Consider the following 12,160-nt stretch of genomic DNA (forward strand, 5'->3'; position numbering starts at 1 on the left):
CTCGTTGGCTAAGCACGTCTCTTTGAGCGACGGGAGATGACAATGGAACTCGTGACTCATAAGAAATTTAAAAACGGCCGGTTGATGCCATGGGGAAAGGGTACGGTCGTTACCGGCGCAAAGGGGTTTGTCTACCTTTCCGGAAATACCGCGACGGCCGAGGACTACGATCCGATCGGCAAAAGCGGCGGCGGCGCCATTGGCGACGCGGCAGCACAGTGGCGCGCAGTTCTCACCAACATCAAATCAGATCTGGAGGAGCTTGGCAGCGCGCTCGAGCATCTCATCCGGCTGACCTTCTTTGTTAAGGGGCCATTTCCCGATGGCGGCGTTCTGAGCTCCCCCAATTTCCGCTTGGACGTCTTGGACGAATTCTTTGCGGTGCACTGCCCGAAGCACTGCAGCTACAACAACCCGCCGCCCTCGGAAGTTATTGGAGTTGCAGCGCTTGCTCAGTCTGATCTTGTCATTGAAATCGTTGCATTAGCAGCTCTGCCGGACTAGGCAGAGCCGCAGCCTGCGAGGTGCGATAGCATGCGTTCAAAAAGGCGCGGTGCGGTAGAATTCATTAGTCGTGGCTCCGCTGTGTGACGATGACCGGGATCAGCAGATCGCCCCAGTTGCCATCGCCGCCATGGTGACGTGCCGAGCGCACCAGTTCGACCGAGACGCCGGCCTCGACCGCCTTCATCACCGACTGATTGAGCCTGTGCAGATCGTTCGCCAACATGCGAATGGTCGCCTGCTGGTCGACATTCATGCTGGTGGCTTGCTCTTCGGCCCGTTCCTTGACGCGGCTTATCGATGCCATTGGTCTTCTCCTTGTGTTGTCATGCCCGTTTGGGCGTTCCCTCTGTTTGTCTGCTATTCCGCTATTCCGCTGCCGGCCTGAATTGGGCGTGCTCGGTCGATCCATGCATGGCCGTGGTCGAAGACTGGCCACCGGTGATCGCCATCGAGACAGTGTCGAAATAGCCGGTGCCGACCTCGCGTTGGTGCTTGGTGGCGGTGTAGCCATTGGCTTCCGCGGCGAATTCCGCCTGCTGCAGTTCCGAATAGGCCGCCATCTGCCGCTCCTTGTAGCCGCGGGCGAGCTCGAACATGCCGAAGTTGAGCTGGTGGAAACCGGCCAGCGTAATGAACTGGAACTTGTAACCCATGGCGCCGAGTTCCTTCTGGAACTTCGCAATCGTCGCGTCGTCGAGATTCTTCTTCCAGTTGAAAGACGGCGAGCAATTATAGGCAAGCAGCTTGCCGGGATGGTGCTTGCGCACACCCTCGGCAAACGTCCTGGCCTGCGCCAGATCGGGCTTGGAAGTCTCGCACCAGATCAGGTCCGCATAGGGCGCGTAGGCGACGGCGCGGGCGATGCAGGGCTCGATGCCATTGCTGACACGATAGAAGCCCTCCGCGGTGCGGCCGGCGCCATAATCGACGAAGGGCTGGTCGCGCTCATCGATGTCGGAGGTCAAGAGCTGTGCCGCTTCCGCATCGGTGCGGGCCACGACCAGCGTCGGCGTGCCCATGACGTCGGCGGCAAGCCGCGCAGCGTTGAGGTTGCGGATGTGTGCAGCGGTCGGGATCAGCACCTTGCCGCCGAGGTGGCCGCATTTCTTCTCCGAAGCCAGCTGGTCCTCGTAATGGACGCCGGCCGCACCCGCCTCGATGAATGCCTTCATGATCTCGAAGGCGTTGAGCGGCCCGCCGAAGCCGGCTTCGGCATCGGCGACGATCGGCGCGAACCAGGTGTCGACCGACAGCCCCTTGCCTTCGGAAGTCTCGATCTGGTCGGCGCGCTGCAAGGTGCGGTTTATGCGCTTGACCAGTTCGGGCGCCGCATTTGCGGGATAAAGCGACTGGTCCGGGTACATGGCGGAAGCGGTGTTGGCATCGGCGGCGACCTGCCATCCCGACAGATAGATCGCTTTCAGCCCGGCCCGCACCTGCTGCATTGCCTGGTTGCCCGACATGGCACCGAGCGCGTTGACGAAATCCTCTTCATGGATGAGCTGCCACAGCCGGTTTGCCCCCATTTCGGCGAGGCTCTGCCGAATCTGCACCGAGCCGCGCAGCCGTCTCACGTCCTCTGGCGAATACGGCCGTTCGATGCCATCGAAGCGCCCTTGGGGCGCCGACGGGACAAGGTTGTAAAAATCGGTCATTGGTCACTCCAGGCTGGCTTTAATGCCGGTTTCGGAAACGCCGTACAGAAGGAATATGTGCGCCGTGTGCGTGACATCATTTACATGTCGGCACTAGGCAAGCGAGACAAACTCCGAAATTGGCCATGAAATAAGAGAAAACCTGTGTTGTGTTTGACTGATGAGAGCTGTAAATTTGTCATGATTGTAAACGCCGCCATGCCATCAGCGGATGTAAAATTCTTGTCAAGGACAGTCGATTGGCCGACCATAAAATCTTTGCCGGGCCGCGCATTCGTCGCATCCGCAACGCCAAGGGCCTGACCCAGACGGCGATGGCCGAAGGGCTCGGCATCTCGCCGTCCTATCTCAATCTCATCGAGCGCAACCAACGGCCGTTGACGGTGCAACTGATCCTGAGACTGGCGTCCGTCTACAAGGTCGACCCACATGAATTGCAGGGCGAGGCGAGGGGTTCGGTCGCCGATTTGAAGGAAGTGTTTTCAGATCCGTTGCTGGCCGGCGAACTGCCAGGCGACCAGGAACTCATCGAGCTTGCCGAGGCGGCGCCCAACGCTTCCGCCGCTGTGATAAAGCTGTTTCGCGCCTATCGCGAGCAGGCCGCGCGGCTATCCGATCTCAACGAGCTGCTCGCGCGTGAGGGCAAAGCCACCGCACTCTCCGGCGCCCGGCTGCCGATCGACGAGGTGCATGAGATTTTCGAACGCCGGCCGAACCATTTTACCGCGCTCGAAGAGGAAGCCGAGGCATTCACGTCGGTGCTCGATCCCGGCGACGATCTGTTCAGTGCGTTGAAGGCTTGGCTGCGGCGTGAATTCGGCGTCGTCGTCAAGGTACTGCCGGTCGCCACCATGCCCAACTGGCGCCGTCGCTATGACCGTCACTCGCAGCGCCTGTTCCTGTCCGAGCGCCTGTCGCCATTCGATCAGCTGCGCGAGGTGGCTATGGAGGCCTGCCTGATCCGCATGAGCGTTGCTGTCGCTGTCGAGATCCAGGCGCTGAAGCTGGCCACGGACGAAGCCCGCCGGCTCGCCCGTTTCGAGCTCGGCCGCTATGCCGCGCACGCGCTGATGATGCCGTATCAGCCTTTTCACGCCGCTGCGGTCCGCGCCCGCTATGACATCGACATGTTGCGGTCGCGCTTCGGCGTTTCCTTCGAGCAAGCGGCGAACCGGCTGACCACGCTGCAGCGGCCGGGTGCGTCGGGCGTGCCATTCTTCATGCTCGAGGTCGACAGTGCCGGCAATCGCTTCCGCAAGGCGGGCAGCCACGGCTTTCCGCAAAGCCGCTTCGGCGGCGGCTGTCCGAAGCTGCCGGTCCATACCACCTTCGGCCAACCCGGCCAGATCCTGGTCGAGGCCGTGGAAATGCCAGATGGTGCGGCGTTCCTCTGCATCGCCCGCACGCTCGAAGGCCCGCAGGGCTCGTTTGCCGAGCGACCGCGCCGCACAGCGCTGCTGCTCGGCTGCGACATCGGTTTTCGCGATGAGATCGTCTATGGAGCAGCGTTGCCGGGGCCGGCCGCCATCGGCAAGGCCGGACAGAACGCCGCTGTGTCGGCTACGCCGGTCGGCGCTGCCTGCCGGCTGTGTGAACGCATCGGCTGCCTCGCCCGCGCCGAGCCACCGGTGACACGCCCGCTCGGCCTCGACGAAATGGTGACGGGACTGTCGGCGTTCGATTTTCAGTGACGGCAAATCAGAGTTGCCGGGGATCGTGCCGCGGGCGCATTCTATCGGCTACCGCTGCCTATCAGAACGTCCATTTCAATCGTCAGCGGCTCTCCAGGGCTCGGCGACGCTAGCCCGCGCCAGACCTCCTCGCGCACGATGTGCTTCATATCCGGAGGCAGTTGGACATACTCCTGACCGCTCAATGTTGCGCCCTTGGCAATGCCGCTGAAATAGTCGTCGAAGGACGAGAACTTGATGGGCCGCGTTTCGAGCTGGACGTCAATCTTTCGAAACCCGGCGCGATAGAGCAAATCATGCAAGCACGTCGCGTCGGGGATGGAAAAGAAGCGATTTAGCTTTTCAGCTTTCTCAGGGGCATAGCGGGCGATTACCGCACCTATTCTGGCGAACAACGAACGCTCTGGCGTCGTTGTCACGCTAACTGCAGTCCAGCCGTTGGGGCGCAGAACCCGGCGAAATTCCGAAAGCGCTCCAAGCTGGTCCGAGAAGAACATGAGCCCAAGCTGACAGGTCACTGCGTCGAACCGACGGTCCTCATAAGGAAGCGCGTGAGCGTCGAACGTAGCGAGGGTGATTGGCTGGTCTTTCAAATTGCGTTTGGCGGATTCGAGCATGGCCGGCGAGATGTCGCCGCCAATCACGGCGCCGGAAGGGCCTACAATGATGGCAGCGGCTTGCGCTGCCGCTCCGGTGCCCGTTGCGACGTCGAGCACGCGATGGCCAGGCGCAATCCGTGCTGCCTTCAGCAAGGACGGGATAAACGAGTTCGTCGCACGGGCGAACAACTCGTCATAGCCAATCGCCGCCGTTTTGTAGAATGGCTCATCCATGGGGGCGCCCTATACATTTGCACCGTACGTCGAGCATGGGGCGTCTGTCGATGATCGGGCATCTCTGTGCACCTGTCGGTGCGCCAAATGGAACACGATGCTGGATCACTCCCCATCCCCGTCTTTGCGTTACGCGATTAAGGCACGTTTCTGTCGTCCGCTTTGCATCGTGCCGCCTCGAAACCGCCGACAGTCGTAATCATGACCGACATATCATCACCGCAGATCGCCGTTTCGCCTCCGCGAAATGAGGAGCGTATCGGTTTCCTGCTGGTGTTCCTGTCGGCGCTGATGTGGAGCCTCGGCGGTACCATTGCCCGTTTCATCGATGCCGGCGACAGCTGGACGGTGGTGTTCTGGCGCTCGGTCTGGGCCGCCGCCTTCCTGCTCTGCTTCATGGTCTGGCGCGACGGCTGGCGTGGCACGCTGAAGCTGTTTCGCGGCATGGGCCTGGCCGGCCTTGCGGTGGCGTTTTGTTTCGCCACGGCGTCGACCTCTTTCGTCGTGGCGCTTGCATATACCACCGTCGCCAACATCCTGTTGATGCAGGCCGGTGTGCCGCTTCTGGCGGCGTTGTTTGCCTGGGCGCTGTTTCGCGAGCGGGTGGCCGTGGCGACCTGGCTGGCGATCGCCGCCGTCATTGCTGGCGTCGCCGTCATGGTCTCGGAATCGCTCGATGGCGCCGTATCGCCGATCGGCGATGGGCTGGCGCTGCTCATTGCCGTTATGTTCTCGATCGCAACCGTCATCACGCGCCGCTTTGCCCATGTGCGCATGACTCCGGCGACGTGCCTCGGGACGATGCTGGCGGCCGCCTTCGCGGCATCGCAGGCGTCGGCACTGGGCGTTTCCAGCCACGATATGGGCTTCCTTTTTGCCTTCGGCGTGGTCAATCTGGGGCTCGGCCTCGCCTTCTTCGCCACCGGCGCCCGGCTTGTTCCGGCGGCCGTGGCGGCGCTGCTCGGCACGTTCGAGCCGATCCTAGGCCCGATCTGGGTCTGGCTCATTCATTCCGAGGTGCCGTCGGCGCGTACCATCGTCGGCGGTGCGGTCGTCGTCACGGCGCTCCTCGTCCATATCGGGCTCGAATTCAAGCGCCAGGCGCGGCCGCAGCGGGCGGGCGTCACCGGTGTGCCTTCGCCTAATTGATGCAGCGCGCGCGCCAAAGCGAGATGGACCATTGACAATGTCGCAGCCGCGCGGGCAGGCTGCGATCACGGCAACAACAAGACAGGCGTATCTTGCCAAGTCTCCATGCCGGCTGCATCGAGGCCGGACAACATCGTCGTCTCCCTGCGCGCGCCGTAGCGAAAGCTTCTGACGGCGCCGCAACACCACCAACGCCACGCCAAGTCTTCACTGTCGCCTCGTCGCCGAACCATAATGGCGCCGGCAATTCGCGCTTGTGGCCTGCCTGCAAGCTCAATACCCTGAAGCAAATGCCCAGCCGGGCGCACGCCGCGACGAGCTGGCGACGGAACACTCATCGAAGGAGAATAGCATGACCCGCAAAGCGCTCTGGCTTTCGGCGACTTCGGCGTTTCTGGCAGTTTTTACCTTGGGCGTGCATGCCGAGGACCGTGTCGTCAATGTCTTCAACTGGTCGGACTATATCGACAGTTCGATCATCGACGACTTCACCAAGGAAACCGGCATCAAGGTCGTCTACGACACCTATGATTCCAACGAAATTCTCGAAACCAAGCTGCTTGCCGGTGGTAGCGGCTACGATGTCGTGGTGCCGACGGCAAGCCCGTTCCTGGCCCGTCAAATCCAGGCCGGGGTATATCAGAAGCTGGACAAGTCAAAGCTGCCCAACCTTTCCAATATGTGGAACGTGGTGATGGAGCGGGTTGCGAAGTTCGACCCCGGCAACGAATACTCGGTCAACTACATGTGGGGGACCACAGGCATTGGCTACAACACCGAGAAAGTGAAGGAAGCCCTCGGCGTCGACAAGATCGACAGCTGGGATGCGGTCCTGAAGCCGGAGAATATCGCCAAGCTCGCCAATTGTGGCGTGTACTTCCTGGATTCGCCTACAGACATTTTTCCGACTGTGCTGAACTATCTTGGCCTCAAGCCTGACTCGACCTCTCCTGACGACCTTGCCAAGGCCACAGAACTCATGCTGAGCATCCGGCCTTCTATCCGCAAATTCCATTCGTCGGAATACATCAACGCGCTCGCCAATGGCGACATCTGCGTGGCTGTCGGATTTTCGGGGGATCTCTTCCAGGCCCGCGACCGTGCGGCGGAAGCGAAAAAGGGGGTCGACATCGCCTACACGATTCCAAAGGAAGGTGCGGAAATGTGGTTCGACGAAATGGCGATCCCGGCCGATGCACCGCATGTCGCCGAGGCACACGAATTTCTGAACTACATGATGAGACCAGAAGTTATTGCCAAATCCACCAACTTTGTCTTCTACGCCAATGGCAACAAGGCCTCTCAGCCGCTCGTCAGCAAGGAGATCCTTGATGACCCGGGCATTTATCCGGATGACTCGACGCTGGCCAAGCTGTTCACTGTCGGTCCATATGACCCCAAGACGCAACGTCTCGTCACCAGATCGTGGACCAAGGTCATCACGGGACAATAGTGATCTGACGCGACCCCGGTGGCTGACTGCCGGGGTCGTTTTTCAGGGGCAGAATCAGGCACGGAGTGGGACATGAAATCGCTTGGCAGCATCCGCAGGGATTTCGCGCCATGGAACGATCCGAATGCCAAGCCATACATCCAGTTCGACAACGTCACCAAGAAGTTCGGCGACTTCACTGCCGTCAACAATCTGTCGCTGACCATCTTCGAACGCGAATTCTTTGCCCTGCTCGGGGCCTCGGGCTGCGGGAAATCGACGCTGCTCAGGATGCTTGCCGGCTTTGAGGAACCGACCGCCGGCCGTATCCTGCTCGATGGCCAGGATCTGCGCGGCATCCCGCCATATCGGCGGCCGGTCAACATGATGTTCCAGTCCTACGCCTTGTTTCCGCACATGACGGTCGAGAACAACATCGCGTTCGGCCTCAAGCAGGAAGGCATGGCCAAGGCCGATATCGACAAGCGCGTCGCCGACATGCTGAAGCTGGTCAAGCTCGAGCAGTTCGCCAAACGCAAGCCGCACCAATTGTCGGGCGGCCAGCGCCAGCGTGTCGCACTGGCCCGCTCGGTGGCCAAGCGGCCGAAAGTCCTGCTGCTCGATGAGCCGCTTGGCGCGCTGGACAAGAAGCTGCGCGAGGAAACGCAGTTCGAGCTGATGGACCTGCAGCAGAACCTTGGCCTCACCTTCGTCGTCGTCACCCATGACCAGGAAGAGGCGATGACGATGGCCGACCGCATCGCCATCATCGACAAGGGCGAGGTGATGCAGGTGGCGACGCCGGCCGAGGTCTACGAGGCGCCGGGTTCCCGCTTCGTCGCCGGCTTCGTCGGCAATGTGAATATGTTCGACGGCAAGATCGCGGCTGGCGAGGCCGGCAGCGCAAGCATCGACGCCGGCAACGGCATCACCATCCGCACCGAAAATGCCGGCCGTGCCGCCGCCGGAACGTCCGTTACCTTTGCTATCAGGCCGGAGAAGATCAAGGTTTCCTCCACGAAACCGGCGGGTGCCGTCAACGCCATCGAGGGCGAGGTCTACGACATCGCCTATCTCGGTGACATGACCATCTATCACGTCAGGCTGGATGACGGTCAGGTGGTGCGGGCGAGTACCATGAACGCGGCACGCATCACCGAGGATCCGCTGACCTGGAACGACCGCGCCTGGGTTTCCTTCCGACCCGACGCCGGCGTCGTGCTGACACGGTAGGGACTGATCATGTCCGCTGTCACCGCCGCAACAAGCTCCTCGGCAAGCGCTGCCGGCAAATCCGCCTTGGCCAGGCTGGGAGCGGCTTTGGTTAGCCGTCTCGTCATCATCATCCCCTACCTTTGGCTGCTGTTCTTCTTTCTCGTCCCCTTTATCATCGTCTTTAAGATTTCGCTGTCGCAGACCGCGATAGCCATGCCGCCCTACACGCCGGTGCTCGATTTCCGCGACGGCGTTTCCGGGGTTGTCGCGTGGTTTGGCGCGCTCAATTTTGACAACTACATCTGGCTGACGCAGGACGCGCTCTACTTCAACGCCTATGTGACGAGCGTCATCGTCGCCGCCATCTCGACGGTCCTGACGTTGGTGATCGGCTATCCCATCGCCTATGGCATGGCACGCGCTCCGGCGACGATCCGCCCGACCTTGCTGATGCTGGTGATCCTGCCGTTCTGGACCTCGTTCCTGATCCGTGTCTACGCCTGGATAGGCATTCTCAAGCCCGAGGGCCTGCTCAACGAGTTGCTGCTCGCCACTGGCATCATCAGCCATCGGCTGATCATCCTCAACACCTACACGGCGATCTTCATTGGCATCGTCTACTCCTATCTGCCGTTCATGGTCCTGCCGCTCTATTCGGCATTGGAGAAGATGGACAATTCGCTGATCGAGGCCGCCAAGGATCTCGGCTGCCCGCCGACCAGCGCCTTCTGGAAGATCACCTTCCCGCTGTCGCTGCCCGGCGTCATCGCCGGCTGCCTGCTGGTGTTCATTCCCGCCGTCGGCGAGTTCGTCATCCCCGATCTGCTCGGCGGCTCGCAGACACTGATGATCGGCAGGACGCTGTGGAGCGAATTCTTCGGCAACCGCGACTGGCCGGTGTCGTCTGCCGTTGCCGTCATCTTGCTGCTGCTGCTGATCGTGCCGATCATGCTCTTCCAGCGAGCCCAGGCGCGTGCCCAGGAGCAGGACCTATGAACGCTACCTGGAGCCGCTTCAACATCGTTTCGATCGTGCTCGGCTTTGCCTTTCTCTACCTGCCGATCGTCCTGCTCGTCGTGTTCTCTTTCAACGAGTCGAAGCTGGTCACCGTCTGGGGCGGCTTCTCGACGAAATGGTACGTGTCGCTGTTCCACAATCAGGGTCTGATGGACGCCACCTGGGTGACGGCGCGCGTCGGCGTCATCTCGGCCACCGTGGCGACCGTGCTCGGCACTCTGGCGGCGCTCACCCTGACGCGCTACACGCGCTTTCGCGGCCGGCTGCTGTTTTCCGGCATGGTGTTTGCGCCGCTGGTCATGCCGGAAGTCATCACCGGCCTGTCGCTATTGCTGCTCTTCGTCGCTGTCGGCTTCGACCGCGGCTTTCTCACGGTGACGCTTGCCCACACCACGCTGACCATGTGCTTCGTCGCTGTGGTGGTCCAATCGCGCCTGATCACGTTCGATCGTTCGCTGGAAGAAGCCGCGATGGATCTCGGTGCGCCGCCGGTAAGGACCTTCTTCCAGATCACGCTGCCGGTCATCATGCCGGCGATCGTCTCTGGCTGGATGCTGGCCTTCACGCTCTCGCTCGACGACCTGGTTATTGCCAGCTTCACCTCGGGGCCCGGCGCCACGACGCTGCCGATGAAGATCTACAGCCAGGTCCGCCTTGGCGTGACGCCGGAAATCAACGCGGCGTGCACCATTCTGATCGCGGTCGTCGCAGTTGGCGTGATCATCGCTTCGCTCGCAAACAAACGCCGCGAGGTGCAGCGCCAGCGCGACGAGCAGGCGGCGCAGCGAGGTTGAGTTCCTGCTGCTTACTCGCCTGAAACACCGCGACTTATCGGCGAGATGAACGGCGTGCTCCAGGTGCCGCCGACGAAGAACGACGACTGCTTGGGCGCTTGGCCGTTCGTCTGCGTGGCAGCCTGGCTCGGCTGGACGATGCCGCCGGACAGCGCCAGCCCGCGTCCGGCATAGGATGCGATGCCGGAAAGCCAGATCTTGTATTGCGCGGAATTCACCTCGGCCTTGTCGATGCGCGCCACGCCGTTCGAAACGCTCGCCTTGAGCTCGGCCCCGTCGATCGGCAGCGTTCCGTCCGAGACGTCGTCAAGCGCAAAGAATCCACCCTGTTCGGTGTGCTTGAGGAACGCCGGCAGATTAAGCCGGCTCAGCGCACCCGCGCCGAAGGTCGCGGACAGCGAGCCATTGGCGTTTTCGAAAATGGAGTCCCAGGTTCTGCCCGGCCCCTTGAGGATGACCGAAACGGTTCCGGTGCCGATCGGCACCAGCCGCGTCATCCCGGCCGCGGTGCCGAAAGCGCCGCCGTCGATGTCGGAAGCAAGCAGCCGGATCTCGACTTCCGTGCCGGCGGGCTTGCGGTCGAAACGGACGCTGCTTTGGACGTTGCCGCCAAAGGCGGATGCATCGGAGATGTCGAAGACGGCGAGGCCGTTCTTGACCTGGGCGGTGGCGGCGACGTCGGCAAGCTGGATTGCACCTGCCGTGGCATGCGCGGCGGACAGCCTGAGATCGAGATTGATCCGGTCGGCGAAGCTTGTGTCGATCTCGCCCGGGCCGGCGGCGCCGGCGGATGGTACGGGGGTAAAGGCGGAGAGAAACGATCTGAGGTCGAGCGTATCGAAGGCAAGTGTGCCGGAGATCACCGGCAGTGCCTCGCCGTAGGTGAAGTCCAGCGCGCCCATTCCGGGGTTGTTGTCGAGGGTCAGGGCCGTATTTTCGAATTTGATGCGCCCGGCCGTCGCCGTGATCTTGCTTGAAACCGAGATCGAGCCGATTGCCGCACCGGGCGCGATGCCGGCCTGCGACCATTCGAGCACGCGTCGCAGCGAAGGTGCGGCAAATTTTGCCTGGCCGTCGAAATAGCCGTTCTCCGACATGCTGGCCAGCCCGTCGAAGGAAAAGCTGGCCGGCGCCGCCTTGAAGGAAAGCGTGACCGGTGCTGCGCCGCCGCCAAACAGCACAAGCGGGTTCGGCGATGCGGCGTCGACGGAAACGCTTTCGCCGCGCCATATCCCGGTCGCCGACAGCGTCGCATTGCTGTTCATCGCGGCCCAATTCGCCTGGCCGCTCAGGCTGCTCAATATCTCCTGGTCCTTGCCGCCGATGGCGGCGACCACGCGGCCATCCCTGAACTCGACTGTGCCGAACGGATCTGCCGGCAGCTTGCCGAGATCCGGCTTGGCGGGATTTGTGTTGATCACCGCGCGGGCAGCATCGATCGAACGCGTAATGCGCCCGCCGCTCGGAATCGCAGGCAGGAAAAACCCGCTCGCGGTACGCTGAACCCTGATCGTCGGTCGCACCAGCCGCGCCGTCGAAAACACCACGTCGCCACGCAGCGCCGCCATGGCCGAGAGGTCGACCTCGACCCGTTCGGCCTCGATCACAGGCGGTGCATCCGTCTCTGTCCATTGCGACAGCGTCACGTCGCTCAGGATCGCCCGGAAATTCGGCCAGACCTCGATGCGCGGCGCGCCGTCGATGGTGACCCTGAAACCGCTCCAGGCGCTCATTTCCCACGCGATGCGGTCACGCACGATACGGGTCGAGGCGATCAACGGCAAGGCTGCAACGACCAGCGCGACGACGGTGACGGCTGCGCCGATCGCCCATATTCCGCGTCGGATCAAAGGTGATGGCATATCGC

The 12,160-nt window shown here is 62.0% G+C and carries 11 protein-coding genes; 7 read left to right on the forward strand and 4 right to left on the reverse strand.

What is annotated here, in order from left to right; translation table 11 throughout:
- Positions 1-42: 42 nt before the first annotated feature.
- Positions 43-504 carry a RidA family protein gene (locus NKH63_RS28405; protein WP_023719403.1) on the forward strand — a complete coding sequence of 154 codons (462 nt, stop codon included), beginning with the start codon at positions 43-45 and terminating at the stop codon, positions 502-504.
- 64 nt (positions 505-568) lie between these two features.
- Here NKH63_RS28405 and NKH63_RS28410 read toward each other — a convergent pair whose 3' ends face one another.
- Both NKH63_RS28410 and aceA read right to left on the reverse strand, forming a co-directional pair.
- Positions 569-811, reverse strand: a complete 243-nt coding sequence (locus NKH63_RS28410; RefSeq protein ID WP_023719402.1) for an SMc00767 family acetate metabolism repressor — start codon at positions 809-811, stop codon at positions 569-571.
- A 61-nt stretch (positions 812-872) separates the two neighbouring features.
- Positions 873-2,162, reverse strand: coding sequence for an isocitrate lyase (gene aceA, locus NKH63_RS28415; protein ID WP_352919762.1), 1,290 nt, complete (start codon positions 2,160-2,162; stop codon positions 873-875).
- Positions 2,163-2,401: 239 nt separating this feature from the next.
- Between aceA and NKH63_RS28420 the strand changes: the two genes are divergently transcribed.
- Entirely contained in the window at positions 2,402-3,853 is a 1,452-nt protein-coding gene (locus tag NKH63_RS28420; protein WP_023719400.1) for a helix-turn-helix domain-containing protein, read from the forward strand.
- Positions 3,854-3,894: 41 nt separating this feature from the next.
- Here the strand turns inward: NKH63_RS28420 and NKH63_RS28425 are convergent, their stop codons facing one another.
- Positions 3,895-4,641, reverse strand: a complete 747-nt coding sequence (locus NKH63_RS28425; protein WP_352919765.1) for a class I SAM-dependent methyltransferase — start codon at positions 4,639-4,641, stop codon at positions 3,895-3,897.
- A gap of 246 nt (positions 4,642-4,887) precedes the next feature.
- Here NKH63_RS28425 and NKH63_RS28430 point away from each other — a divergent pair, with 246 nt between their 5' ends.
- The 5 genes from NKH63_RS28430 (at position 4,888) to NKH63_RS28450 (ending at position 10,293) form a co-directional block, all read left to right on the forward strand.
- The gene (locus tag NKH63_RS28430) at positions 4,888-5,835 is read left to right on the forward strand and encodes a DMT family transporter (protein WP_352791196.1); all 948 of its coding nucleotides are present in this window, start codon (positions 4,888-4,890) and stop codon (positions 5,833-5,835) included.
- 352 nt (positions 5,836-6,187) lie between these two features.
- Positions 6,188-7,288 carry a polyamine ABC transporter substrate-binding protein gene (locus tag NKH63_RS28435; RefSeq protein WP_352919767.1) on the forward strand — a complete coding sequence of 367 codons (1,101 nt, stop codon included), beginning with the start codon at positions 6,188-6,190 and terminating at the stop codon, positions 7,286-7,288.
- Positions 7,289-7,360: 72 nt separating this feature from the next.
- Entirely contained in the window at positions 7,361-8,500 is a 1,140-nt protein-coding gene (locus tag NKH63_RS28440) for an ABC transporter ATP-binding protein (RefSeq protein WP_023719395.1), read from the forward strand.
- A gap of 9 nt (positions 8,501-8,509) precedes the next feature.
- Positions 8,510-9,478: an ABC transporter permease subunit gene (locus NKH63_RS28445; protein WP_031194151.1), complete on the forward strand. Its 969-nt coding sequence runs from the start codon at positions 8,510-8,512 to the stop codon at positions 9,476-9,478.
- Entirely contained in the window at positions 9,475-10,293 is an 819-nt protein-coding gene (locus tag NKH63_RS28450; RefSeq protein WP_352791192.1) for an ABC transporter permease, read from the forward strand. The genes NKH63_RS28445 and NKH63_RS28450 overlap by 4 nt, the downstream gene beginning before the upstream one ends.
- Before the next feature lie 11 nt (positions 10,294-10,304).
- Here NKH63_RS28450 and NKH63_RS28455 read toward each other — a convergent pair whose 3' ends face one another.
- Positions 10,305-12,155: an AsmA family protein gene (locus tag NKH63_RS28455; RefSeq protein ID WP_023719392.1), complete on the reverse strand. Its 1,851-nt coding sequence runs from the start codon at positions 12,153-12,155 to the stop codon at positions 10,305-10,307.
- Positions 12,156-12,160 lie beyond the last annotated feature (5 nt).

Source organism: Mesorhizobium sp. M0960 (assembly GCF_040319055.1).
In the GTDB taxonomy this organism is placed as follows: domain Bacteria; phylum Pseudomonadota; class Alphaproteobacteria; order Rhizobiales; family Rhizobiaceae; genus Mesorhizobium.

Excerpts from the sequence above, each read along its gene's own strand:
- NKH63_RS28405 (WP_023719403.1), top strand. The coding sequence starts at position 43 with ATGGAACTCGTGACTCATAAGAAATTTAAAAACGGCCGGTTGATGCCA.
- NKH63_RS28410 (WP_023719402.1), bottom strand. The coding sequence starts at position 811 with ATGGCATCGATAAGCCGCGTCAAGGAACGGGCCGAAGAGCAAGCCACC.
- aceA (WP_352919762.1), bottom strand. The coding sequence starts at position 2,162 with ATGACCGATTTTTACAACCTTGTCCCGTCGGCGCCCCAAGGGCGCTTC.
- NKH63_RS28430 (WP_352791196.1), top strand. The coding sequence starts at position 4,888 with ATGACCGACATATCATCACCGCAGATCGCCGTTTCGCCTCCGCGAAAT.
- NKH63_RS28435 (WP_352919767.1), top strand. The coding sequence starts at position 6,188 with ATGACCCGCAAAGCGCTCTGGCTTTCGGCGACTTCGGCGTTTCTGGCA.
- NKH63_RS28440 (WP_023719395.1), top strand. The coding sequence starts at position 7,361 with ATGAAATCGCTTGGCAGCATCCGCAGGGATTTCGCGCCATGGAACGAT.
- NKH63_RS28445 (WP_031194151.1), top strand. The coding sequence starts at position 8,510 with ATGTCCGCTGTCACCGCCGCAACAAGCTCCTCGGCAAGCGCTGCCGGC.
- NKH63_RS28450 (WP_352791192.1), top strand. The coding sequence starts at position 9,475 with ATGAACGCTACCTGGAGCCGCTTCAACATCGTTTCGATCGTGCTCGGC.
- NKH63_RS28455 (WP_023719392.1), bottom strand. The coding sequence starts at position 12,155 with ATGCCATCACCTTTGATCCGACGCGGAATATGGGCGATCGGCGCAGCC.